At 66.4% G+C, this 24,240-nt stretch carries 25 protein-coding genes and 1 pseudogene; 11 read left to right on the plus strand and 15 right to left on the minus strand.

The features are described 5' to 3' along the window. Position 1: 1 nt before the first annotated feature. The gene (locus tag BFF94_RS26870; protein ID WP_219140067.1) at positions 2-2,569 is read left to right on the plus strand and encodes a DUF6600 domain-containing protein; all 2,568 of its coding nucleotides are present in this window, start codon (positions 2-4) and stop codon (positions 2,567-2,569) included. Positions 2,570-2,672: 103 nt separating this feature from the next. Here the strand turns inward: BFF94_RS26870 and BFF94_RS26875 are convergent, their stop codons facing one another. Together BFF94_RS26875 and BFF94_RS26880 are read right to left on the minus strand one after the other, a co-directional pair. Further along, positions 2,673-3,644: a thymidylate synthase gene (locus tag BFF94_RS26875; RefSeq protein ID WP_128846165.1), complete on the minus strand. Its 972-nt coding sequence runs from the start codon at positions 3,642-3,644 to the stop codon at positions 2,673-2,675. A gap of 41 nt (positions 3,645-3,685) precedes the next feature. Continuing rightward, entirely contained in the window at positions 3,686-5,083 is a 1,398-nt protein-coding gene (locus BFF94_RS26880; protein ID WP_128846162.1) for a sigma-54 dependent transcriptional regulator, read from the minus strand. Positions 5,084-5,695: 612 nt separating this feature from the next. On the opposite strand from BFF94_RS26880, the gene BFF94_RS26885 reads away from it, so the two are divergent. Together BFF94_RS26885 and BFF94_RS26890 are read left to right on the plus strand one after the other, a co-directional pair. Then, positions 5,696-5,914, plus strand: a complete 219-nt coding sequence (locus tag BFF94_RS26885) for a hypothetical protein (protein WP_372454332.1) — start codon at positions 5,696-5,698, stop codon at positions 5,912-5,914. A gap of 272 nt (positions 5,915-6,186) precedes the next feature. Next, positions 6,187-6,687 (plus strand): dihydrofolate reductase, encoded by a 501-nt coding sequence (locus tag BFF94_RS26890; RefSeq protein WP_128846157.1) that lies wholly within the window; start codon positions 6,187-6,189, stop codon positions 6,685-6,687. Between the two features lie 83 nt (positions 6,688-6,770). Here the strand turns inward: BFF94_RS26890 and pmbA are convergent, their stop codons facing one another. After that, positions 6,771-8,141, minus strand: coding sequence for a metalloprotease PmbA (gene pmbA, locus BFF94_RS26895; RefSeq protein WP_128846154.1), 1,371 nt, complete (start codon positions 8,139-8,141; stop codon positions 6,771-6,773). Positions 8,142-8,268: 127 nt separating this feature from the next. On the opposite strand from pmbA, the gene yjgA reads away from it, so the two are divergent. Together yjgA and mog are read left to right on the plus strand one after the other, a co-directional pair. Then, positions 8,269-8,874 (plus strand): ribosome biogenesis factor YjgA, encoded by a 606-nt coding sequence (yjgA, locus tag BFF94_RS26900; RefSeq protein ID WP_281426290.1) that lies wholly within the window; start codon positions 8,269-8,271, stop codon positions 8,872-8,874. Then, on the plus strand, positions 8,855-9,466 hold the full coding sequence (mog, locus tag BFF94_RS26905; protein WP_128846148.1) for a molybdopterin adenylyltransferase: 612 nt from the start codon (positions 8,855-8,857) through the stop codon (positions 9,464-9,466). Before yjgA ends, mog begins: the two co-directional genes overlap by 20 nt. A gap of 34 nt (positions 9,467-9,500) precedes the next feature. On the opposite strand, the gene orn is transcribed toward mog, so the two are convergent. Continuing rightward, positions 9,501-10,127, minus strand: a complete 627-nt coding sequence (gene orn, locus BFF94_RS26910; protein WP_128846146.1) for an oligoribonuclease — start codon at positions 10,125-10,127, stop codon at positions 9,501-9,503. Between the two features lie 117 nt (positions 10,128-10,244). Here orn and BFF94_RS26915 point away from each other — a divergent pair, with 117 nt between their 5' ends. From BFF94_RS26915 to BFF94_RS26925, 3 genes are all read left to right on the plus strand, one after another. After that, positions 10,245-11,504 (plus strand): M48 family metallopeptidase, encoded by a 1,260-nt coding sequence (locus BFF94_RS26915; protein WP_128846143.1) that lies wholly within the window; start codon positions 10,245-10,247, stop codon positions 11,502-11,504. Next, entirely contained in the window at positions 11,501-12,442 is a 942-nt protein-coding gene (gene rsgA, locus BFF94_RS26920) for a ribosome small subunit-dependent GTPase A (protein WP_128846141.1), read from the plus strand. Before BFF94_RS26915 ends, rsgA begins: the two co-directional genes overlap by 4 nt. A gap of 66 nt (positions 12,443-12,508) precedes the next feature. Next, positions 12,509-12,826, plus strand: coding sequence for a putative signal transducing protein (locus tag BFF94_RS26925; RefSeq protein ID WP_219140068.1), 318 nt, complete (start codon positions 12,509-12,511; stop codon positions 12,824-12,826). 63 nt (positions 12,827-12,889) lie between these two features. Here BFF94_RS26925 and BFF94_RS26930 read toward each other — a convergent pair whose 3' ends face one another. The 6 genes from BFF94_RS26930 to rpsP form a co-directional block, all read right to left on the minus strand. Beyond that, positions 12,890-13,828 carry a CobD/CbiB family protein gene (locus tag BFF94_RS26930; RefSeq protein ID WP_128846138.1) on the minus strand — a complete coding sequence of 313 codons (939 nt, stop codon included), beginning with the start codon at positions 13,826-13,828 and terminating at the stop codon, positions 12,890-12,892. Between the two features lie 120 nt (positions 13,829-13,948). Beyond that, positions 13,949-14,635: a CoA pyrophosphatase gene (locus tag BFF94_RS26935; protein WP_128846135.1), complete on the minus strand. Its 687-nt coding sequence runs from the start codon at positions 14,633-14,635 to the stop codon at positions 13,949-13,951. Between the two features lie 87 nt (positions 14,636-14,722). Further along, positions 14,723-15,115, minus strand: a complete 393-nt coding sequence (rplS, locus tag BFF94_RS26940; protein WP_128846132.1) for a 50S ribosomal protein L19 — start codon at positions 15,113-15,115, stop codon at positions 14,723-14,725. Positions 15,116-15,248: 133 nt separating this feature from the next. Further along, positions 15,249-16,043, minus strand: a complete 795-nt coding sequence (gene trmD / locus BFF94_RS26945) for a tRNA (guanosine(37)-N1)-methyltransferase TrmD (RefSeq protein ID WP_128846130.1) — start codon at positions 16,041-16,043, stop codon at positions 15,249-15,251. 1 nt (position 16,044) lies between these two features. Beyond that, on the minus strand, positions 16,045-16,722 hold the full coding sequence (rimM, locus tag BFF94_RS26950; protein ID WP_128846127.1) for a ribosome maturation factor RimM: 678 nt from the start codon (positions 16,720-16,722) through the stop codon (positions 16,045-16,047). Between the two features lie 42 nt (positions 16,723-16,764). Beyond that, complete coding sequence (gene rpsP, locus BFF94_RS26955; protein WP_006476550.1) at positions 16,765-17,019, minus strand: 30S ribosomal protein S16; 255 nt, start codon at positions 17,017-17,019, stop codon at positions 16,765-16,767. A gap of 152 nt (positions 17,020-17,171) precedes the next feature. Between rpsP and BFF94_RS26960 the strand changes: the two genes are divergently transcribed. Both BFF94_RS26960 and BFF94_RS26965 read left to right on the plus strand, forming a co-directional pair. Beyond that, complete coding sequence (locus tag BFF94_RS26960) at positions 17,172-18,311, plus strand: PQQ-dependent sugar dehydrogenase (protein ID WP_128846125.1); 1,140 nt, start codon at positions 17,172-17,174, stop codon at positions 18,309-18,311. Between the two features lie 109 nt (positions 18,312-18,420). Further along, on the plus strand, positions 18,421-18,888 hold the full coding sequence (locus BFF94_RS26965) for an NINE protein (RefSeq protein ID WP_128846123.1): 468 nt from the start codon (positions 18,421-18,423) through the stop codon (positions 18,886-18,888). Between the two features lie 42 nt (positions 18,889-18,930). On the opposite strand, the gene BFF94_RS26970 is transcribed toward BFF94_RS26965, so the two are convergent. Both BFF94_RS26970 and BFF94_RS26975 read right to left on the minus strand, forming a co-directional pair. After that, positions 18,931-20,097, minus strand: coding sequence for a PA0069 family radical SAM protein (locus BFF94_RS26970; RefSeq protein ID WP_128846121.1), 1,167 nt, complete (start codon positions 20,095-20,097; stop codon positions 18,931-18,933). Between the two features lie 102 nt (positions 20,098-20,199). Beyond that, positions 20,200-20,688, minus strand: a complete 489-nt coding sequence (locus BFF94_RS26975; RefSeq protein ID WP_128846119.1) for an Lrp/AsnC ligand binding domain-containing protein — start codon at positions 20,686-20,688, stop codon at positions 20,200-20,202. Positions 20,689-20,833: 145 nt separating this feature from the next. Here BFF94_RS26975 and BFF94_RS26980 point away from each other — a divergent pair, with 145 nt between their 5' ends. After that, complete coding sequence (locus tag BFF94_RS26980; protein WP_128846116.1) at positions 20,834-22,120, plus strand: D-amino acid dehydrogenase; 1,287 nt, start codon at positions 20,834-20,836, stop codon at positions 22,118-22,120. Between the two features lie 124 nt (positions 22,121-22,244). Here the strand turns inward: BFF94_RS26980 and BFF94_RS26985 are convergent. The 3 genes and pseudogenes from BFF94_RS26985 to BFF94_RS26995 form a co-directional block, all read right to left on the minus strand. Further along, positions 22,245-22,355, minus strand: a pseudogene (locus BFF94_RS26985) (acyl-CoA dehydrogenase N-terminal domain-containing protein); the annotation flags it as partial. A gap of 123 nt (positions 22,356-22,478) precedes the next feature. After that, positions 22,479-23,414 (minus strand): electron transfer flavoprotein subunit alpha/FixB family protein, encoded by a 936-nt coding sequence (locus tag BFF94_RS26990; protein ID WP_128846113.1) that lies wholly within the window; start codon positions 23,412-23,414, stop codon positions 22,479-22,481. Between the two features lie 16 nt (positions 23,415-23,430). Further along, positions 23,431-24,180 carry an electron transfer flavoprotein subunit beta/FixA family protein gene (locus BFF94_RS26995; protein ID WP_128846111.1) on the minus strand — a complete coding sequence of 250 codons (750 nt, stop codon included), beginning with the start codon at positions 24,178-24,180 and terminating at the stop codon, positions 23,431-23,433. Positions 24,181-24,240: the final 60 nt, after the last annotated feature.

The raw sequence follows: 24,240 nt of genomic DNA on the forward strand, positions 1-24,240 counted from the left end.
CATGGCTACCCTGTTCACGCTCAAGCGTACCGCCCGCTACACGCTGCTCGCGGTCGTCGCGCTTGCGGCACTGCCGCCCGCCTTCGCGCAATCGGCCGATGCCCCTCCGTATGCGCCCGCGGCACGACAACCGGGCGGCGACCCACCCAGCCGCGTCGCGCGGCTCAATTATCTGTCGGGCGCCGTGACGACCGAACCGGCCGGCACCGATACCTGGTCGTATGCCGCTGTGAACCGGCCGCTGACGACCGGCGACCAGCTCTGGAACGACGCCGGTGCGCGCTCGGAACTGCACATCGGCTCGACCGCGGTGCGGCTCGGTGATTCGACGAGTCTGTCGGTGCTGAATCTCGACGACACGACGACGCAACTGAAGGTGGGCCTCGGCACCGTATCGACGCACGTACGCGAGCTGCCGGCCGGCGGGTCGTACGAAATCGACACGCCGAACCTCGCGCTCGGCATCACGGGCCCCGGCGACTATCGCGTCGATGTCGCGCCGGACGGCGCGAGCACGACGGTCACGATGCGCAGCGGCAGCGCAACCGTCTACGGCAGCAACGGGCAGTACCCGCTGTCGCCCGGGCAGCAGGTCGTGTTCACGGGCAGCGACCTGCAGGTCGCGCAGCAATCGGCCGCGCCGGGCCCCGATGCGCTCGACCAGTGGGCCGCCAGCCGCAACGCAGCAGAGGAGCGCTCGGTGTCGGCCCGCTATGTGTCCCGCGACGTTCCCGGCTACCAGGATCTCGACGCGAACGGCACGTGGCGCGAAACCCCGAACTACGGCGCGGTATGGGTGCCGAACGACACGCCGGCCGACTGGGCGCCCTATCACGACGGCCACTGGATCTGGCAGGCGCCGTGGGGCTGGACGTGGGTCGACGACGCACCGTGGGGCTTCGCGCCGTATCACTACGGCCGGTGGGCGCACGTGGACGACAGTTGGGCATGGGTGCCCGGCCCGATGGTCGTCAGCCAGCCGCCGGTCTATGCACCGGCGCTCGTCGCGTTCGTGGGCGGCGGTGGCGGCGGTCCCGACTGGAGTGTCGCGCTCACGGTCGGCGGCGTCGCCGCGGCCGGCTGCGCATGGTTCGCGCTCGGCCCCGGCGAACCGTGGCACCCGGGCTGGGGCGGCTGGAGCCCGCACTACTACGACCGCGTGAACCGCAACATCGTCGTGAACAACGTCAACGTGAACAAGACCGTGAACGTGACGAACATCACCAATATCACCAACATCAACAAGACGTACGTGAACTTCCGCGCGCCGCACGCGATTACGGCCGTCCCGGCCTCCGCGTTCGTGCATGGCCAGCCTGTCGCGCACTTCTCGCAGCACGTCGATCCGCAGCAATGGCGCAATGCGCACGTCACGCCGGGTACGCCCGGCATTGCACCGGTGCGCCAGAGCTTTACCGGCGGGCTGCGCAATGCCGGCTACCGTCCGCCGGCGGCGATCGCACAGCACCCGTACGTCGCGACGCGCAATCCTGCCGTGCCGGCCGCGTATCGCGACCAGGCCGCCGCACGCCTCGCACAGCAAGGCGGGCGCGTGCCGGGCGCCGGCGCCCCCGTCGTGAAGACGAACGTGCCGGCCGACTATACGGCTCGTCCGGTCCGCGTTCCGGGCAAGCCGAGCGGCGGCGCATGGGCGATGCACAACGTGCAGCTCGTGAATCCGCACGGCCCCGTCGTGCAGCCGTCACGCGCGCCGCACGAAGGCCAGCCGCCCGCCGTGCAGGCCGGACGGCCAGGCGTACCGGACGTACCGGGCGCGCCGGTGTCGGGCGCGCCGAATGTTGCACGCCCGGCGAACGGCGAAAGCCCCAATGCACCGCGCTTCGCAAACGGCGGCATGCCGCAGGCGCCCGGCACGCCGATACCGCATCAGGCCTTCGGGCCCGGAAACGGCGTCCCGCATCCGCCGGTGTCCGGCAACGTCCCGTCGGGCATCGGCAGCGCACACGCAGCCGTGGCACCGTCGCCGGCGTGGATGCAGCCGCATACGCCGATGGAGCGCCAGCGTCCCGCCGCGCCGACCGCGCTGCACGCGGCAGGACAGAATGCGCTGCCGCCCGTACGCAGCGCGGCGGTGCCGCATCCGGAGGGCGTGCCGGCTCCGCAGGGCGCGCAGCCAGGCAGCCGGAACGAAGCGCCGCGCGCACTGCCGCAACCGAGGCTCGACAATACGGCGCAGATTCCGCAGCCGCGTCCGCGCCCCGATTTCCCGACGCCGGCCCAGCACGCGCAGCCGCAACCGGAACGGGCCGCCCCGGCGCCGCAACCGCGCCCCGACTTCGCACAACCGGCGCCGCATCGTGAAATCGCGCCGCCGCACGTGAACGAGTACCGTCCGCCGGCCCCCGCCGTGCACGAGATGCCTCGACCGCAGCCGCAAGCGCCGCGTATGGAGCCGCGGCCATCGATGCCTGCGCAACACGTGGAGCCGCGGTCGCCGATGCCCGCGCCTCGCATGGAACCGCGGCCGCAACCGGCACCGCACGTCGAGGCGCCGCGGCCGAACAACCCGCCGCCGCAAGGCGGTCACGAAGAGCGGCACCGCCAGTAAAGTGCCGCAAACGTGAAACGAAAAGTCCCGACCGGCATTTGCCGGTCGGGACTTTTTTCTGCCGGGCGCGGAGCGGTGACGCCGCGCGGCCCGGGCGGGGCTATCAGACCGCCATCGGCGCGGTCAGCGGCTCATGGTGGCGGTAGCCGACGAGCGAGAAATCGGACGGCTCGATCTGCTCGAGCCACTCCGGCGCATAAACGCCCGTCTTCGCGTATTCGGGCACCCGCTCGGCAATCTCGAGCCGCGGGCTTTCGTACGGCTCGCGCGTGAGCTGCCGCTGCAGCATGTCGAGCTGGTTCTCGTAGATGTGCGCGTCGCCGATGAAATAGGTGAACCAGCGCGGCGTGTAGCCGGTCAGCCGGCCGACGAGCGACAGCAAGGCCGCTCCTTCCGTCAGGTTGAACGGCGTGCCGAGCCCGACGTCATTGCTGCGGATATACAGGCACAGCGAGATCTCGCGCTTCGTGGCGTTCGGCAGGAACTGGTACAGCAGATGGCACGCGGGCAACGCGATCTGGTCGAGCACGGCCGGATTCCACGCGTGAAACAGGATGCGGCGGTCGGCCGGGTTCTCCATGATCGTGTCCAGGCACTGGCGCAACTGGTCGATCGACTTGTACAGCAGCACCTTCGGCGTGCCGTCTTCGTCGAAACGCGTGACGATCCGGAAGCCGCGGCGCGTCGCATCGGCAATCTGCGCATCGGCACCCGCGTCGAGCACCTTGTAGCCCGGCCACTGGCGCCATTGCACGCCGTACACGTCGCCGAGATCGTCGACGCCCTGGCGATACGGGTTCGCGAGCCACTGCGCATTCTCGTTCGCGTTCGCGTCCCACACTTTGCAGCCGAGCGCACGGAAATCGGCCGCGCTGCGCGACGCGCGCAGGAAGCCGACCAACTCGCCAATCGCGGACTTGAACGCGAGCTTCTTGGTCGTCACGGCCGGGAAGCCCTGCTGCAGGTCGAAGCGCAGCATCGCGCCCGGCATGCTGATAGTCCGGATCCCCGTGCGGTTCTCCTGCCAGGCGCCGGTATCGAGAATGGTACGAACGAGGTCGAGATACTGTTTCATGCGGGTTCCTTCGGCCGCGAGGGCGGCCGCACCCGCCAATTTTAGCAAGCGTGATGCGGAAGCTCCGGCAACGGCGCCGAAAACCCTGCCAGCGTGTCGCCGCGATCGCGCATGCCGTGCGCGCACATCAGCCGGTAGAGCGTGACGCGCGACACGCCGAGTTCGCGCGCGGCATCCGCGAAACGACCTCGATGGCGCAGCAGCGCCTGCTCGATCGCCTGCCTCTCGGCCGCCTCCCGCGCCTCCAGCAGCGACACGGGCGCGAGCGTCGCGTAGTCGTTCAGCTCGAGATCGGCCGCGGTGATCACCCTGCCCTCCGACATCACGATCGCGCGGCGCACGCGATTGATCAATTCACGCACGTTACCCGGCCACGAATAGCCATACAGCGAGGCCACCGCGTCAGGGGAAAAACCGCGCAGGCGGCGATGCGCATCGCCCTTGAAACGCTCGAGCATGTGGCGCGCGAGCACCTCGATGTCCTTGCCGCGCGCGCGCAGCGGCGGCTCCTCGATCTTCAGCACGCACAGGCGATGGAACAGGTCCTCGCGGAACCGCCCTTCGCGCAGCGCCGTTTCCATGTCCACATGCGTCGCGCAGATGACGCGCACATCGACGGGCACCGACACGTGCGCGCCGAGCCGCTCGATCTTGCCCTCCTGCAGGAAGCGCAACAGGCTTGCCTGGCTTTCGAGCGGCAGATCGCCGATCTCGTCGAGAAACAGCGTACCGCCGCTGGCGGCCTCGACGCGGCCGGTCTTGCGCTGGTTCGCACCGGTGAACGCACCGCGCTCATAGCCGAACAGCTCGGCCTGCAGCAGCGTCGACGGGATCGCACCGCAATTGATCGCGATGAACGGCGCCTGCGCACGCGACGAACGCTCGTGAATCGCGACCGCCGTCAGTTCCTTGCCGGTGCCCGATTCGCCCGAGATGAACACCGGTGCGTCGGTCGCCGCGACGCGACGGATCGTCCTGAAGAGTCCGAGCATCGCATCGCAGGTGCCGACCATCTCGCCTTCGCTGCGCCCGGCGCCGGCGGGCGGCGCAACGGGATCGGTGAGCGCCACCATGCCGTGCGCATGACCGACTGTCTCGACGATTCGCGACGTCTCGTACGGCATCGTCAGATAGTCGAAGCAATAGTCGCGAATGAGATGGCGCAGCGTGGCGTCCTGCAACTGGCCGCGCCGCGTCGCCGCGATCCAGCCGATGTGCTGGATGCTCAGACAGGATTCGAGTTCGCGCAGGTCCGACGGCTTGAAGCCCGGAGAAAAATCGAGCAGCCCTGCCGTTGCAACACCGTGCTGCACGACGCGCCGTACGTCGCGCACGGTCTCCGCGAGATCGACGCGCCAACCGCATTCGTCGAAACGGCCGCGCAACGCGTCGTTCAGTTCGCGCGAATAATAGATCACGTGCCGCTGATCGGCTCCCATATCCTCACCCCGTTCATCAACCGTCTAACGATTGTCGCGCACGCCCGGTGACGTGCGAAAAGGATCGAATCGGGTCAGCCGAAGGCGGCTCGATTCGCCATGCCGATGCGCGGCAACGACAACGCCTCGCATGATGGCGCTTATCTCGCGTCCAGTTATTTTTTGTTCAAGACAACATAGTTATAGGCACTGAATACGACAAACCCATTTCAGCGCGGTGGGCGATACGGCCGAATCGCTCAGGAGGTCGATGCATGTCAATCATCTGCACATAGCACTTGTGCAGCAAAGTGTTCGTTCATCAAGACACGTGCCGATTTTCATCCTTGAAGCGTATCGATTGAATCCGCAGTATTCCCGAGACCCCTTGTTTCACGCCTGAAACATTTTCAGGCGTTTTCCGCCGCCATTCGCAACGCTTGCGCGCGAATCTCAGTCGTGACAACGGTCCCCGCGCGATGGCATGTATTTCGCTGAATACGTGAACGATCGGAGACAGCGACCATGCGAAAAAATCTCTTACTTTCTTTCGTGCCGATGGCAATGGCACTCGCGGCCGCCGGCCCGCCAGCACCGGCACGCGCGGATGAAAGCGTGAAGCCGGATCGCGCAATGCTGCTTGCCGAAAACGCGCCGAGCATGCAGCACGGCAACGGGTTCGGCATCGTGACCGTGTCGGCACCGCAACCGCTGTCGGCCAGCAAGACTTCGGTGACGCTGTGGGACGAGATCCCACCGCCGCCCCAGCTGCCGACGCCGCTCCCGGCACCGCAGTCGGGCGACGTACAGCATGCGATGGAAGGCAACGCGCAAGGCAGTATCCGCCGGTGAACATGTATCGACCCATTCGATAAGGATTACATATCGATTAGAGAAAGTCGGATAGCATCGATCCGGACCGGCATCACCGATCACGCAACACGAAACGGTTTTGTGCTCCGTCCCCCGGCGGGCACTTTTTTGTTCAGTCCGTCGGCACGACGCGTTGCATCGCGTGTCGCGGCGTGCAGCGCAAGAACTGATGCGCGTGCGCACGGAATCCGGCGCGCGCCGCCGTTCCGGTAGAATCGGCGCCATTCCGGTTCCCCTCTTCCCCGACTTTCATGACGACGCTGACCCTGATCGTCGCGCGTGCCCGCAACGGCATCATCGGCCGCGACAACCAGTTGCCCTGGAAACTTCCCGAGGATCTCGCCTTCTTCAAGCGCACGACGATGGGCGCGCCGATCGTGATGGGCCGCAAGACCCACGAGTCGATCGGCCGGCCACTGCCGGGCCGCCGCAATATCGTCGTCACGCGCGACGCAGCGCGCCGCTTCGATGGCTGCGACACGGTCACGTCGCTCGCCGATGCACTGGCACTCGCCGCGCGCGACGGGGTGCCCGAAGCATTCCTGATCGGCGGCGCGCAACTCTACGCGGAAGGTCTCACGCTCGCCGACAAGCTGGTCGTCACCGAGATCGATGCCGACTTCGACGGCGACGCATCGTTCCCGGCACCCGACGCCGCGCACTGGCAGGAAGTGTCGCGCGATACGCACGAGGCGGCCGCGCCGAACACGTTCGGCTATGCGTTCGTCGTCTACGAGCGCAAGCGCGGCTGACGCGTCACGCGCAATGAAAAAAGCCCGACCGGCTCGCGCCGGTCGGGCTTTTTCGTTTCGCCGCGGCCAGTACCGCGCGCCGCTTACTGCCCGGCGATCGTCATCTGCTCGATCAGCACCGAGCCCGTTTCCTTCGTGCCGCGTACGATCGAATCGGCGCCGATCGCGACGATATGCCGGAACATCTCCTGCAGCGTGCTCGCGACGGTGATTTCCTCGACCGGATACTGGATCACGCCGTTCTCAACCCAGAAACCTGCCGCGCCGCGCGAATAGTCGCCCGTCACATAGTTCACGCCCTGCCCCATCAGTTCGGTCAGCAGCAGGCCCGTGCCGAGCTTCTTCAGCATCGCGTCGAAATCGTCGCCCGGCTGCGTGCTCGAGCTGCGCAGCGCGAGGTTGTGCGAGCCGCCCGCGTTGCCGGTGGTCTGCGTGCCGAGCTTGCGAGCCGAATAGGTCGACAGGAAGTAGCCCTCGACGATGCCGTCCTTGACGACGCTGCGTGCGCGCGTGCGCACGCCTTCCTCGTCGAACGGCGCGCTGCCCATCGCGCGCGGCACGTGCGGATCCTCGACGACCTGGATGTGCGGCGCGAACACCGGCTTGCCGAGGCTGTCGACGAGGAACGACGTCTTGCGGTACAGCGCGCCGCCGCTCACCGCCTGCACGAACGCGCCGAGCAGGCCGGCCGCGAGCGGTGCCTCGAACAGCACGGGCACCTTGCGGGTGTCGAGACGGCGTGCGCCCATCCGCGCGAGCGCACGCTCGGCCGCGTAACGGCCCACCGCTTCGGGCGCCGCGAGATCGATCGCGCTGCGTTTCGACGAATACCAGTCGTCGCGCTGCATGTGACGACCGCTGCCCGCGATCGGCGCGCATGCGATGTAGTGGCGCGAGTACGGGTAGCCGGACAGGAAGCCGCGCGACGTCGCGAGCACGAACTGCGAATGCTGGGCCGACACGCTCGCGCCTTCCGAATTGCGGATCTGCGGGCTGACCGCGAATGCGGCGTCTTCCGCGCGGCGGGCGAGCTCGACGGCCTCGTCGGCCGTCAGCGCCCACGGGTGGTAGAGATCGAGGTCGCGCGGGTCGGTTTCGAGCAGCTCGGCCTCGGCGAGGCCGGCCGCTTCGTCCTCGGCCGTGAAGCGCGCGATGTTGTAGGCGGCGGCGACGGTATCCTTGATCGCGGCCGGCGAGAAATCGGACGTGCTCGCGTTGCCGCGCTTCTTGCCGATGAACACGGTCACGCCGACCATCTTGTCGCGGTTGTGCTCGATCGTTTCGACTTCGCCGCGGCGCACCGACACCGACAGGCCGTCGCCCTCGGAGATTTCGGTCGCGGCGTCCGTCGCGCCGAGTGCCTTCGCATGGCGAAGGATGTCCGAGGCGATTTCTTTGAGCTGGTCCTGCGTGTGCGGGAAATAGCGCGCTTGTACGTCGAGATTGGCTGCCATCGTCTTGGTATCCGGTGGCGGGCGGGCGCCCGCATGTTCAAAATGTTACGTATCCCGCGATCATAGCAAGGTCCGGGGCCGGACACCGACAAGCTTGGGGTGTCCGCGCCGCGATACAATGCCGCCCATGACACGCAAAACCCGAATCCAGCCGATCGAGCATGCCGTCGAAGAAGACGACAATGGCTACGATCGCCCCAGCAAATCCCAACTAAAGCGCGAAATGCACGAGCTGCAGGTGCTCGGCCAGGCACTCGTCGATCTGCCGAAAGACGCGCTCAAACGCATGCCGATGCCCGAAAGTCTCGCGGACGCCGTTCGCGAGGCGCGCCGGATCACCGATCACGAAGGCAAGCGCCGCCAGCTCCAGTACGTCGGTCGCGTGATGCGCTCGCTGACCGACGACGAGACGGCTGCGCTGCGCACCGCGCTCGACGCCCAGCGCGGCGTAGACAAGGCCGCGACGGCCCGCCTGCACTGGATCGAGCGCACCCGCGACAAGTTGCTCGCCAACGACGACGCGCTGACCGAATTCCTGCGCCAGCACCCGGAAGCCGACATCCAGGAAGGCCGCACGCTGATCCGCAACGCGCGCAAGGAAGCGCAGCAAGGCAAGCCGCCGCGCTATTTCCGCGAGCTGTTCCAGTGGATCAAGACCGTGAGCGGCACGCCCGGCGGGGATGACGAAGCGGCCGACGACGCCGGAGACGACCATGGCGACGACGAAGCGTAACCACCCGGACGAACTCGTCGTCGGCCTCGTGTCGATCAGCGACCGCGCGAGCACGGGCGTCTACGACGACAAGGGCATTCCGGCGCTGCAGGAATGGCTCGCCGGCACGCTGGTCTCGCCGTGGCGCGCCGAAACACGCCTGATCCAGGACGACGCGCCGACGATCTCCGCCACGCTTGCCGAGCTGGTCGACGTCGCGGGGTGCGACCTCGTGCTGACGACGGGCGGCACGGGCCCCGCGCGCCGTGACGTGACGCCCGAGGCCACGCTGGCCGTGGCGACGAAGGAAATGCCGGGATTCGGCGAACAGATGCGGCAGATCAGCCTGAATTTCGTGCCGACCGCGATCCTGTCGCGGCAGGTCGCGGTGATCCGGGAGACGGCCGACCATGCGGCGCTGATCATCAACCTGCCCGGCCAGCCGAAGTCGATCCGGGAAACGCTCGAAGGGCTGCGCGATGCCGACGGCAAGTCGATCGTGCCCGGCATCTTCGCCGCGGTGCCCTACTGTATCGACCTGATCGGTGGCCCATACATCGAGACCGACGCCGCGGTGGTCGCCGCGTTCCGCCCGAAAAGCGCGCAGCGCTGAGCGTGTGCCAAGCGCTGAGCGTGTGCCGGCCCGCTCAGGCGGCCGGAGCGGACTCGCCTGCCGACGCCGACGCGGCCGCCGCCGGAATCAGGAAATGCTCGCGGTAGTACTTCAGTTCGTCGATCGACTCGTGGATGTCCGCGAGCGCCGTGTGCATCGCGCGCTTCTGGAAACCCTTGTAGATCGCGGGCTGCCAGCGGCGGCACAGCTCCTTGAGCGTGCTGACGTCGAGGTTGCGGTAGTGGAAGAAACGCTCGAACTCCGGCATCCAGCGCGCCATGAAGCGGCGGTCCTGGCAGATCGAGTTGCCGCACATCGGCGACTTGCCCGGCGACGCGTACTGCGCAAGGAACGCCTGCAGCTGCGCGGCGGCTTCCGCCTCGGTCACGGTCGACGCGCGCACGCGGTCGATCAGGCCCGAGCGGCCATGCGTCGACTTGTTCCAGTCGTCCATCTTCGCGAGCGTTTCGTCGCTCTGGTGGATCGCGAACACGGGGCCTTCGACGGCGATGTCGAGCGTGGAATTGGTCACGACGACCGCGATCTCGATGATGCGGTCGTTATCCGGGTCGAGGCCCGTCATCTCCATGTCGAGCCAGACGAGGTTCAACTCGTTGCGCACGAGCGCGGGCTGGCTGGCGGAAGCGGCGGTATCGGTCATGAGTCATCCTGGAAAATGGCGGACGGCGCGCGCCGCCGCCCGGGCGGCCGGCATCGCATCAGCGGGCCCGGTCCGCAAGAACATATAATTCTCGCATAGAACCCTTTGGCGCCTTCGATGTCACCCTTTTCGTTCACCCTGCTGTTCGCGATCGCCGTGCTCGCGATGGTCGTCACCAAGCTTTGGCTCGCGTCGCGGCAGATCCGCTTCGTCGCCGCGCACCGCAACGGCGTGCCCGCACAGTTCAGCGCCACCATTCCGCTGACCGCCCACCAGCGCGCGGCCGACTATACGGTCGAGCGCACCCGGCTGACGATGCTCGAGATCGTCGTCAGCGCGGCCGTGCTGGTCAGCCTCACGCTGCTCGGCGGCGTCGGCACGCTCGACACGCTGCTGACCGGCTGGCTCGGCCGCGGCTACGCGCAGCAGGTCGCGCTCGTCGCCGCGGTGCTCGTGATCACGGGCGTGATCGACGTCCCGTTCGAGTATTACCGCCAGTTCGGGATCGAGCAGCGTTTCGGCTTCAACCGGATGACGAAGCGGCTGTTCTTCACCGACATGCTGAAAAACTCGCTGCTCGGCGCCGCGCTCGGCCTGCCGCTGCTATTCGTCGTGCTGTGGCTGATGAACCAGGCCGGCAGCCTGTGGTGGCTGTGGACCTGGATCGTCTGGGTCGCGTTCCAGATGCTCGTGCTGCTGATCTACCCGACTTTCATCGCACCGATCTTCAACAAGTTCGAGCCATTGAAGGACGACGCGCTGCGCGCGCGCATCGAGTCGCTGATGAAGCGCTGCGGCTTCGCGGCGAAGGGGCTGTTCGTAATGGACGGCAGCCGCCGCTCCGCACACGGCAACGCGTACTTCACGGGCTTTGGCGCATCGAAGCGGATCGTGTTCTTCGACACGCTGCTCGCACGCCTGTCCGGCCAGGAAATCGAAGCCGTGCTCGCGCACGAACTCGGGCACTTCAAGCGCCGCCACGTGATGAAGCGGATGCTCGTGTCGTTCGTGCTGAGCCTCGTGCTGCTCGCGCTGCTCGGCTGGCTCGCGCAACGCACGTGGTTCTATACGGGGCTCGGCGTCACGCCGTCGCTCGACACGAGCAACGCGGGCGCCGCGCTCGTGCTGTTCTTCCTCGCGATTCCCGTGTTCCTGTTCTTCGCGACGCCGTTCGGCAGCCTCACGTCGCGCAAGCACGAATTCGAGGCCGACGCGTTCGCGGCCAGCCAGACCGACGCGCAGGATCTCGTCAGCGCGCTCGTGAAGCTCTACGAGGACAACGCGTCGACGCTGACGCCCGACCCCGTCTACACGGCCTTCTACTACTCGCATCCGCCCGCCTCGCAGCGGATCGACCGCCTGCTGCAGCACGTATGAGCCGACCGACCTCCCGCAAGCCGGCCCCGCGCGTGTCGGGCGCGCAACGTGCCGAAGGCCGCGTGATCGCGGCGCACGGGCGCCACTACATCGTCGCGCCCGACGACGGCGGACCGATGCTGCAGTGCTTCCCGCGCGGCAAGAAGAGCGATATCGCGGTCGGCGACCGCGTTGCATACGAATACGCGTCGGCCGACCAGGGCGTGATCGTCGAGATCGGCGAACGGCGCAACCTGCTGTACCGTTCCGACCAGTTCAAGTCGAAGCTGTTCGCGGCCAACCTCGACCAGTTGCTGATCGTGCTCGCGACCGAGCCCTATTTCAGCGAGGACCTGCTCGGCCGCGCGCTGATCGCCGCCGAGGCGAACGAACTGAAGCCGCTCGTCGTGCTGAACAAGATCGACGTCGAGGCCGCACTGCCGGTCGCGCGCGAGCGCCTCGCGCCGTACCGCACGCTCGGCTACGACGTGCTCGAGCTGTCGGTGAAGGGCTCGCCCGACGACGCGCGCGCGCAATTGATGCCGCACCTCGCCGGGCATTCGACGATCCTGCTCGGCCAGTCCGGGATGGGCAAGTCGACGCTCGTAAACCTGCTCGTTCCCGATGCCGAAGCCGCGACGCGCGAGATTTCGGCCGCGCTCAACAGCGGCCGCCACACGACGACGTTCACGCGCCTCTACCCGCTGCAGGGCGGCGGCGCACTGATCGATTCGCCTGGCTTCCAGGAATTCGGCCTTTATCACCTGACGGAAGGCGGTCTCGAGCGCGCGTTTCCGGAGTTCCGGCCGCTGCTCGCGGACTGCCGTTTCTATAACTGCCATCATCTGCACGAGCCCGGCTGCGCGATTCTCGAAGCCGTCGCCGACGGCCGCGTCGCGCCGTCGCGGCACGCGCTGTACGCACAGCTCGTGCACGAGGCGAGCCAGATCGTCCGCTGATCGCGCGGCACGCGCGCGGCGGCCAGCCGGTGCCATGCGGGCCGGCCTTCACCGACAGGAGCCGCCATGCGTTTCAAGGCACCCGATCTCGCGACGGCGCAGCATTGGGCCAACGTGCTTCAGGTGGCCGGCATCGGTTGCGAGCTGCATAACTGCTACGCGCCCGGCGCGCTCGGCGGCCTGCCCGCCGACGCCTGCACGCCGGAGCTGTGGCTCGACGACGAACGCGACGACGCGCTCGCGCGCCGGCTCCTCGATGCTGCGTCGCACGGCCCGTCGTCCGGCGCCGCATCGTGGCGCTGCCGGCATTGCGGTGAAGCGCTCGAGGCCCAGTTCACGGCGTGCTGGCAATGCGGCGCCGTACGCGACCCGCGCGACGACTGACCCACAGCAAAAAGGCCGGCATCAAGCCGGCCTTTGCCTTTCATCGGGTACTGCACTGCCCCGTCACGACACCCAGACGGCGAGCGTCAGCAGCAGCAGCAGAATCATCCACAGGATCACCGCGCGCCAGACGAGGCCGACTGCCGACTGAAGCGTACGCGGCGTGCAATCGTCACCGACCGTCAATGGGCCGCTGTCGCCGACCGCCAGCGCATCGAGGCTCGACGGTTCCGCGAGCGGCCCCGCGAGACGCGCGCCGAGCGCCCCGCTGCCGGCAGCCAGCAGCACGCCGTCGTTCGGGTCGGGCCACTGGCGCGTGTGATTGCGCCACGCGTAGATCGCATCCTCGAAATTGCCCACGATCGCGAAGCCGAGCGCGGTCAGTCGCGCGGGAATCCAGTCGATCACGAAGAACGCGCGCTGCGCGAACGTCGAGAAAGCGGCCGTGCGGTCGTCGCCCGGCGTCGACCAGCTGCGCGCGAGGTATTCGGAAATCCGGTACAGCACGGCGCCGGCCGGGCCGATCGGCAGCACATACCAGAAGAACACGCCGAACACGTGACGATGCGACGCGACAACCGCGTGAATCAGCGTATGGCGGACGATTTCGCCGACCGGCATGTCGACCGTGTCGAGGCCCGTCCACTCGTGCAGGATTTCGCGCGCGCGCGGCACGTCGTCGTTGTTGAGCGCGAGGTGGATGTCGGTGAAGTAGTGGCTGAACTGGCGGAAGCCGAGCGTGAAATACACGACGACGACGTTCCACACGAATGCGAGCACGAAGCTCACCTTGTACAGCAGGAAATAGATCAGCGCGACGATCAGCACCCACGGCAGCACGACCGCGAGCCATGCGAGGATGCCGTGCTTCTGCTTGCCTGCGTCGAGACCATGCGCGACGGTTTCCGCATGAAACTGGAACAGCGCGAACACCGGATTGTTCGGCGACAACGCGCGGACCTGTTCGATGATGAGAGCGAGGAGAACCGAAAAGAAAGTCATGCGTGGCGCCGTCTTCGGAGTTATGTCATTTTTCGTATAACGATAGCACAGCGTAAGCCCGGCATGGCTGCCGGCGCGGTCGCCCGGCAACCGACCGCGTGCGTCGGCCGGTGTACGCGGCTAGCCGGCGGCCAAGAAGCGGTACAGATTGCGAAACATGGCGGCAGTTGCGCCCCAGATGAAGTAATGCCCGCCTGGTTCGCCATTCGGATAGGGCATCGCAAAAAAACGACGCTCGCCGCCTTCCCAGCGGAACACGCGGACCTGATGGTTCGCGGGATCCATCAGGAACGCGAGCGGCACTTCGAAAATCTCGGCGACTTCGAACGTGTCGGCCTGCACGGTGAACGGCGGATGCACGAGGCCGACCACCGGTGTCACGCAGAAGCCCGTGCCGGTCAGGTAGTCGGGCAGCGCGCCGAGAATCTCGACGCGTTCTGCGGCCAGCCCGATCTCTTCCTTCGCCTCGCGCAACGCGGTGGCGGTCGCATCGCGATCGAACGGTTCGCGACGACCGCCCGGGAAGCTGATCTGCCCGGCGTGGTCGTTCAAATGGTCGGCGCGCTGGGTCAGCAGCACGGTCGGCCCCGATTCGCGGACGACGAGCGGAACGAGGACGGCCGCACTACGCGGATCGACGCCCTCTTGCAGCCTCGCCTCTCCGGGCTCGACGCTCCATTCGAGCGTACGCGCGAAACGGTCGCGCAAGCCGGACGGTGTCATCAGGCGGGGATCGATGGCGGGCAGGCCGGCGCCGGTGCCTTCGACCGGCAGTACTTCGGGATCGATGATGGGGCGGCGATTCAATGGGGCTCTCGGGTTCGTGTCGTATCGAGCATATTGTCGCGCCAGAATGAAAAAAGCACCCGGGTGGGTGCTTTTTCCTTACAGCTCTTACTCTTGGGAAGCTGCTGCGGCGCGATCCTTCGACACCAGCTTTTCCTTGATACGAGCCGACTTGCCCGAACGCTCGCGCAGGTAGTACAGCTTCGCACGACGCACATCACCGCGGCGCTTCACGACGATGCTCGCCAGCAGCGGCGAGTACGTCTGGAACGTACGCTCGACGCCTTCGCCCGACGAGATCTTGCGGACGATGAAATTCGAGTTCAGACCACGGTTGCGAATCGCGATCACGACGCCTTCGTAAGCCTGAACGCGCTTGCGGGTACCTTCAACCACGTTCACGTTCACGATCACCGTGTCGCCCGGGGCGAATTCGGGGATCGTCTTGCCGGCGAGCGCGCGCTCGATTTCTTCCTGCTCAAGTTTTTCGATCAGATTCATTACTGACTCCTTATGCCATCGTGTCGGCGTTAGCACCCGCCTGCTTCCAGGCCTGGCCCCGATAGAGGATGGATTCACATCAGGCGCCGCGCACGCATGCACGGCACCGCCAATTCCCGCTCGCGACACCGCCTCAGGAGGCGTCCTTCGCTTCGCGTGCGAGGTTCGCAAGCCATGCCTCGTCGGCACGGCTCAGCAACTTCTCGCGGCGCGCCCGGACGATCAGGTCCGGCCGCTTCCGCAACGTATTCCTCAATGCTTCCTGGCGCCGCCACCGCTCGATCTCGGCATGATGCCCGCCGAGCAGCACGTCCGGCACGCGCACGCCATCGTACTCCTCGGGGCGCGTGTAATGCGGACAATCCAGCAGCCCGTCGACGAAACTGTCCTGCACGGCCGACTGCGAATCGTTCAGCACACCGGGCAGCAACCGCACGACGGCATCCATCATCGCCATCGCCGGCAGCTCTCCGCCGGACAGCACGAAATCGCCGAGGCTGATTTCCTCGTCGACGCAACGATCGAGCAGGCGCTGGTCGATCGCCTCGTAGCGGCCGCACAGCACGACGACGCCCGGTTCCTGCGCCATCCGCATCGCACGATCGTGGGTAAGCGGCGCGCCCTGCGGCGACATCATCACGACGCGCGTGCTCGCGATGCCCTGCTCCGCCTGCGCCGCTTTCGCGGCGCCGATCGCGGCTTCGAGCGGCCTGGCCAGCATCACCATGCCCGGACCGCCGCCGTACGGACGATCATCGACCGTACGGTAGTTGTCCGTCGTGAAATCACGCGGGTTCCAGGTGCGCAGCCCGAAGCGCCCCTGCTTGACGGCCCGGCTGGTGATTCCCCAGTCGGTCAGTGCGCGGAACATCTCGGGAAAGAGCGTGACGACGTCGAACTGCACCGCGCTCTCGGTAACCTGGTTCATTTCAGTAATCAGCTTCCCAGTCGACGATGATGCGACGCGCCGCCTGATCCACCGTTTTGACGTATACGCCGACAAACGGAATCAACCGCTCGTCGGTGGTCGGCTGACCGTCTTTGCCGATCGCCGGATACTCGACACGCATGATCGAATGCACGCTGTTGTCGATCATCCCGCTCACTTTCCCGAGCGCCACCGATTGCTCGTTGACGACATCGAGACCGATCAGGTCGACCCAATAGAATTCGTCCGCGGCCAATGCCGGGAAGTCTTCCCGGCGCACGAACACGCGAAAGCCGCGCATAGCCAGCGCGGCATCGCGGTCGCTGACGCCCGCGGGTTGCGCAACGACGGTGTCGCTGTGCGTCTTCGACTGCATGATGCGAACGGAAAGCCGCTCCGCACCGCGTTCGAGCCACCAGCGGCGCGCGTTGAGCATTGCGTCGCCGCCGCGACCGGCGTCGGCATGCGCCGCCACCTTGACCCAGCCCTTCAGGCCGTAGGCGTCGACCACCGCCCCGACCTCGACGGCATCGTCGGGCCACGCTTGCGTCGCTTCGAGACCACCCTGTTCGGCAGCCTGGCCGGCGTTCGCGACAGCGCCGCGTTCGACCGGCTTGCGGACGAATGCGCCGAATGACGCACGCCCGCGCCCTGCATTACCGGAATCGTGACCCGCCATCAATGCACCTCACAGCCGGCACGACCGGCACACCGTGCCATGTTAGGCAGCCGGTTGCGCCTTTTGCGCTTCCTTCACGAGACGCTGGACGGTCGGCGACAGTTGCGCGCCAACACCTTGCCAGTACGTCAGGCGGTCCTGAGCGATACGCAGCGATTCGCCCTTCGTGGCAACCGGGTTGTAGAAACCGACGCGCTCGATGAAGCGGCCGTCACGACGGTTGCGCGAATCGGTAGCGACGATGTTGTAGAACGGGCGCTTCTTCGAGCCGCCACGAGCCAGACGGATGATAACCATATGATGTCCTTCGGAAAACCGGGTTCGAAACTACTGAAACACGCGATTATAGCCGGAAACCAGAGGTACAACAAACACTTACGCGTAAATAATCCGCGGACGGCCTGTCCACCGAGCATACAATCGTCGTGTCCGGGACGTTCTCCACCGTCATGCCGCCTCTTCGCGCCGCCTCGACGCACCGCGCGCAGCACCGTTTTACGGCGCTGCTTGCCGGCCTTGCCTGCCTCGCGCCCGCACTGGCGTTTACCGCGCCGTTGCCGGTGGGCGAACTCGTCGTGCCGCCCGGCTTCCACGTGGAAGTACTAACTGACGCGGTACCGGCCGCGCGCGAAATGGCGTGGTCGCCGCGCGGCATCCTGTATGTCGGCACGCGGGAAGGCCGCGTGCATGCATTCGTGATGCACGAGGGCCGGATCAGCGCGCGCTACGTGATCGCGTCCGGGCTCGACATGCCCGTCGGCGTCGCCTACCGCGACGGCACACTCTATATATCAGCCGTGTCGCGCATCTTGCGTCTCGATCATATAGACGACCGGCTCGCCCGGCCACCCGCGCCTGCCGTCGTGACCGACGCACTGCCGACCGAACACCATCACGGCTGGAAATTCATCGCGTTCGGCCCCGACGGCAAACTGTACGTGCCGACCGGCGCACCGTGCAACGCCTGCCTCGCCGATCGCAGCCGCTACGCGATCATCGCGCGGATGAAGGCCGACGGCAGCGGAAGCGAGGTTGTCGCCCGCGGCGTGCGCAATACGGTCGGCTTCGCATGGCATCCCGATTCGGGCGAGCTGTGGTTTACCGACAATGGGCGCGACATGATGGGCGACGACGTGCCCGACGACAAGTTGAACCGCGCACCGCGCGCCGGCCTCGACTTCGGCTTTCCGTATTGCCATGGCGGCGACACGCCCGACCCCGAATTCGGCAGCGCCGACGCATGCCGCCGCTATGTGCCGCCGGTGTTGAAACTCGGCGCGCACGTCGCGGCGCTCGGCATGCGCTTTTATATCGGGCCGATGTTTCCGGCGTCGTATCGCAATAACGTGTTCGTTGCCGAACACGGCTCGTGGAACCGCAGCACGAAGGTCGGCTACCGCGTGACGCGCGTCATCGTATCGGCGGACGGCAGCCAGGCGCGCCAGACCCCGTTCATCACCGGCTGGCTGCGGCCCGACGGCACGGTATGGGGACGCCCGGCCGACGTGCTGCCGCTGCCGGACGGCTCGCTGCTCGTCAGCGACGACTACGCGGGCGCAATCTACCGCGTGACCTACGCGGCACCTTGACGCAGCCGAGGGGTGACCGGGCCCGACCGGGCATCGTAGAATGCGTGCCGGGCCGCGTGCCCGCGCCGGCCAGCCGGCCGCCCATGCCAACGACAATACGCCGCCATCCATGTCCAGCAGCACCGCACCGTCCCGCCGCTTCCGCTCCAAGACGCTCACCGCCGCCCTCGCATTCCTGCTCGGATCGCTCGGTGCGCACCGCTTCTATCTGTACGGCTTTCGCGACGTCTACGGCTGGGCGCACCTCCTCGCGACGATCGTCGGCATCCCGGGCTTTCTCCTTCTCGCGGCGACCCAGCGCAGCGCCGGCCTCGGCTGGTGGCTCGCGGTACCCGGCGCGATCTCGCTGCTGGCGGCATTCCTCGCCGCGCTCGTCTATGGGCTGCGCCCCGACGAAAAGTGGGACGCGCAGTTCAACGCGGACACGGGCAAGCACAGCCGGTCGGGCTGGACCGTGATCTTTGTCGTGATCTTCTCGCTACTGATCGGCGCGTTCCTGCTGATGACCGCACTCGCGCTGTCGTTCCAGACGTATTTCGAATCGCAGGTCGAAGCGGCGAAGCAGATTTCGCAGTAAGCGCAACGAACCCGGCACACCGGCAGCGGTATCGCGCGCCGGTCAGAACAGGTTCAACTGCATGTCGTCGCGCGACTGTGCGCCGGCGGCACGAGCAGCAACGCGGCGCGCCGGCGCCGCGACGGCCGGCGCACCGCGAAACTGAGACAGATCGAGAATGCCGTTCGTGCGCTCGTTCAACCCCAGCCGCTTGACGGCCTGGCGGAAGCGCTGCCGCAACAGGTCGGCCCAGATCCCCTCGCCCTTCATCCGTTTCGAGAAATCCGAGTCGTAGTCTTTGCCGCCGCGCATGTCGCGCACGCGGTTCATCACGCGCTCCGCGCGATCGGGAAAATGCGCGGCAAGCCAGTTCTTGAACAGCGGCGCAACCTCCCACGGCAACCTCAGGATGATGTAGCTCGCATGCGTCGCGCCGGCTTCCGCGCACGCCTCGAGCACGCGCTCCATGTCGGGCTCGGTGACGAACGGAATCATCGGTGCAATGCTCACGCCCACCGGCACGCCCGCATCGCGCAGCGCGCGGATCGTGCGCAACCGGCGCGCCGGTGTCGCCGCCCGCGGCTCGAGCGTGCGCGCGAGGTCGGCATCGAGCGTCGTGATCGTGACCGCCGCCATCACCTGCCCGCGCTCGGCCATCGGTGCGAGCAGGTCGAGATCGCGCTCGATCAGCGACGATTTGGTGATCGCGGCGAACGGCAACCCGCGATCGTGCATCACCTGGATCACGCTGCGCGTGATGCGCAGGTCGCGCTCCACCGGCTGGTAGGCATCGGTATTGACGCCGAGCGCGATCGGCTCCGGCACGTAGCGCTTCCGCGAAATCTCGCGCTCGAGCAGTTCGGCCGCATTGACCTTCGCATAGATGCGGCTTTCGAAATCGAGCCCCGGCGACAGGCCGAGATAGCTGTGCGTCGGGCGTGCGAAACAGTAGATGCAGCCGTGTTCGCAACCGCGATACGGATTGAGCGATACGCTGAACGGGATGTCGGGCGACTGGTTGTGCGTCAGGATGCTCTTCGCACGCTCCTCGAATACCTGCGTGCGCAGCGGCGCGGGAAAGTCGGCATCGTCCGACTCGTGCGCCCAACCGTCGTCGACCGCTTCGCGCTGCGCGGTTTCATACCGCCCCTGCAGATTGTCGACCGCACCGCGCCCCTTGCGGGGCGCGGGCGGCGCTACCGGAAATTCGTTGTCGGACCGATCGTCCATATGCCCACCCGTTCGCCTGCGCCAAACACTGTACATTTATACAGTATTGGGCGCAGCATGCCAAGGGCGGGATAAGGGGCCCGACAACAGGCCGGCGACACGTCATTCACCGACCGCGATCATCAGCGTCTCCTTGATTTCTTCCATCACGACATAGCTCTTCGACTGCACGGCGCCGGGCAACTGCAGCAGGATGTCGCCGAGCAGCTTCCGGTAGTCGGCCATCTCGCCGATCCGCGCCTTGATCAGGTAGTCGAAATCGCCGGACACGAGATGGCATTCGAGCACTTCGTCGATCTTCATCACTTCCCGGCGGAATTGCTCGAACATGTTGCCGCCCTTGTGACCGAGCGTGATCTCGACGAACACCAGCAGCGCGGCACCCAGCTGGTGCGGATCGACCCGCGCGTGATAGCCGGTGATCACGCCGTCGCGCTCCATGCGCCGCACGCGCTCGATGCACGGCGTGACGGTCAGTCCGACCTGTTCCGCGAGGTCTTTCATCGCCATCCGGCCGTCGTCCTGGAGCAGTTTCAGGATGCGCCGGTCGAGCTTGTCGAGCGTACGTACGGGCTGACGTTGCGTTCTCATTTGTTTATGCTGAAAACCTGAAAAATACGATAACAAAACCTGCACATTCGACAATACCATAGCGAAAAAAACTAGATCAGCTAGAGGTTACACGGAGCTGCATGCGCGCCCGGCCTCGATCTGGTCCCTTCCATCTGGAGCAGCTATGCGAGTCGTCATTCTGGGCAGCGGTGTGGTGGGCGTGGCAAGCGCGTATTACCTCGCGCGCGCCGGTCATGAAGTCACGGTGATCGACCGGGAAGCCGGCCCGGCGCTCGAGACGAGCTTCGCGAACGCGGGCCAGATCTCCCCCGGCTATGCCGCGCCGTGGGCCGCGCCCGGCGTGCCGCTGAAGGCCGTCAAGTGGATGTTCGAAAAGCACGCGCCGCTCGCGATCCGCCTCGACGGCACGCGCTTCCAGCTCCAGTGGATGTGGCAGATGCTGCGCAACTGCACGGCCGATCGCTACGCGGTCAACAAGGGCCGCATGGTCCGCCTCGCCGAGTACAGCCGCGACTGCCTGCAGGCGCTGCGTGCCGATACCGGCATCCAGTACGAAGGTCGCACGGGTGGCACGCTGCAACTGTTCCGCACGCAGCAGCAACTCGACGGCGCGGCAAAGGACATCGCCGTGCTTCAGGAGGCGAACGTGCCGTTCGAACTGCTGTCGCCGGCCGACCTGAAGAATGCCGAACCGGCGCTCGCCGCCGTATCCCACAAGCTGACGGGTGGCCTGCGCCTGCCGGGCGACGAAACGGGCGATTGCCAGTTGTTCACGACGCGCCTCGCGGCGCTCGCCGAATCGCTCGGCGTCAAGTTCCGCTACAACACGCCGATCGACGCGCTCGCGATCGCGGGCGGCAAGATCGCCGGCGTGCAGTGCGGCAGCGAGACGGTGCGCGCGGACGCGTATGTCGTTGCGCTCGGCTCGTACTCGACCAGCTTCATCTCGAACCTGATGAAGATCCCCGTCTATCCGCTGAAGGGCTATTCGATCACCGCACCGATCGTCAACGAAGCGGCCGCGCCCGTGTCGACCGTGCTCGACGAAACCTACAAGATCGCGATCACGCGCTTCGACCAGCGCATCCGCGTCGGCGGCATGGCGGAAATCGTCGGTTTCGACAAGAAGCTGCGCGCCGCGCGCCGCGAAACACTCGAGATGTGCGTGAACGACCTGTTCCCGGGCGGCGGCGACACGTCGAAGGCAACGTTCTGGACGGGCCTGCGCCCGATGACGCCGGACGGCACGCCGATCGTGGGCCGCACGCCGGTGTCGAACCTGTTCCTGAACACCGGCCACGGCACACTCGGCTGGACGATGTCGTGCGGCTCGGGCCAACTGCTCGCGGACCTGATCTCGGGCAAAATGCCGGCGATCCAGGCCGACGACCTGTCGGTGCATCGTTACCTGAAGGACGTGGCCGGCCAGACGCGCCCGGCGTACGCATAAGCCGCGGCTGCCCGCAGCAAGGCGGGCCGGCCGGCATCAAAAAGAAAGGCGCCCCCTCCGAACTGCCCTCCTGGAAGCTGAACGCAAATCCAGCCTTCGGGGGTGCAGTTCACGACGCAGAATTTCGCGGACTCTCGTCGAGCACGGCCTGCGCCGTGTCGTAGCCGGCATCCTCGAAGCCCGGCAACTGCGCAACGGCGTCGATGCCCGCGAGTTCCTTCAGCACGAACAGCATGTCCTTGACGGGGCGCTATAGCTCATGGCGTATCGCCCCATCTCTCTTCCGTCGATGGCGTAAAAAAGGGGCGCTCGTCGCGCCCCTCTTCTCGTGTGCTTACCGCTGAAGCGTCATGCCGCGTCAGCCGAGCTCGCTCACGAGTTCCGGCACGAGCGCGAACAGATCGCCGACGAGACCGTAGTCGGCCACGCTGAAGATCGGCGCTTCCGGATCCTTGTTGATCGCGACGATCACCTTCGAATCCTTCATGCCGGCCAGATGCTGGATTGCACCCGAGATGCCGACCGCGATGTACAGCTGCGGCGCGACGATCTTGCCGGTCTGGCCGACCTGGTAATCGTTCGGTACGTAGCCTGCGTCGACTGCGGCGCGCGATGCGCCCAGTGCCGCGTTCAGCTTGTCGGCCAGCGGCTCCAGCACCTTCGTGTAGTTCTCGCCGCTGCCGAGACCCCGGCCGCCCGACACGATGATGCTTGCGCTCGTCAGTTCCGGACGGTCCAGCTTCGTCACTTCACGGCTCACGAACTGCGACTTGCCGGCGTCTGCCGCGGCTTCGATCTTCTCGACCGATGCACTGCCGCCTTCCGCCGCCACCGGATCGAAACCCGTCGCGCGCACCGTGATGACCTTGATCGGATCGCTCGACTGCACCGTCGCGATCGCGTTGCCCGCGTAGATCGGGCGCTCGAACGTGTCGGCCGAATCGACCGCCGTGATGTCCGAGATCTGCGCGACGTCCAGCTTCGCGGCGATGCGCGGCGCGATGTTCTTGCCGTAGGCGGTGGCCGGCGCGAGGATGTGCGAGTAATCCTTCGCGATGTTCAGCGCGGTCGCTTCGACGTTTTCCGCGAGGCCCGCTTCGAGCTGCGGCGCGTCGGCCAGCAGCACCTTGCTGACGCCTGCAATCTTCGCCGCTGCGTCTGCCGCCGCCTGCGCGTTGTGGCCCGCGACCAGCACGTGAATGTCGCCGCCAATCTTCGCAGCCGCTGCCACCGTGTTCAGCGTCGCGGCCTTGATCGACGCGTTGTCGTGTTCTGCAATCACCAGAATCGTCATTTCTTTCCGCTCCCTCTTACAGCACCTTGGCTTCGGTCTTCAGCTTCTCGACCAGCGTCTTCACGTCCGGCACCTTCACGCCAGCCGCGCGCTTCGGCGGCTCGACCACCTTCAGCGTCTTCAGGCGCGGCGCGACATTCACGCCCAGGTCTTCCGGCTTCACGATTTCCAGCGGCTTCTTCTTCGCCTTCATGATGTTCGGCAGCGTTACGTAGCGCGGCTCGTTCAGGCGCAGGTCGGTCGTGACCACCGCCGGCAGCGTCAGCGATAGCGTTTCCGCACCGCCGTCGACTTCACGCGCAACCGTAGCCTTGCCGTCTGCCACCGTCACCTTCGATGCGAACGTCGCTTGCGGCAGGCCTGCCAGCGCAGCCAGCATCTGGCCCGTCTGGTTCGAATCGTCGTCGATTGCCTGCTTGCCGAGGATCACCAGCTGCGGCTGTTCCTTGTCGACCAGCGCCTTCAGGATCTTCGCGACGGCCAGCGGCTCGACGCTGTCGTTCGACTCGACGAGGATCGCGCGATCCGCGCCGATTGCCAGCGCCGTGCGCAGCGTTTCCTGCGCCTGCGTGACGCCGACCGACACCGCGATCACTTCGGTCGCGACGCCCGCTTCCTTCAGGCGCACGGCTTCTTCAACGGCGATTTCGTCGAACGGGTTCATCGACATCTTCACGTTCGCGATGTCGACGCCCGTGTTGTCCGACTTCACGCGGACCTTCACGTTGTAATCGACCACTCTTTTCACTGGCACCAGGATTTTCATGCACACGCTCCAAAGTTACGAATACGACCAGAGGCCATTCTATAGCGAGGCCTCATGACT

The organism is Burkholderia catarinensis, from assembly GCF_001883705.2.
In the GTDB taxonomy this organism is placed as follows: domain Bacteria; phylum Pseudomonadota; class Gammaproteobacteria; order Burkholderiales; family Burkholderiaceae; genus Burkholderia; species Burkholderia catarinensis.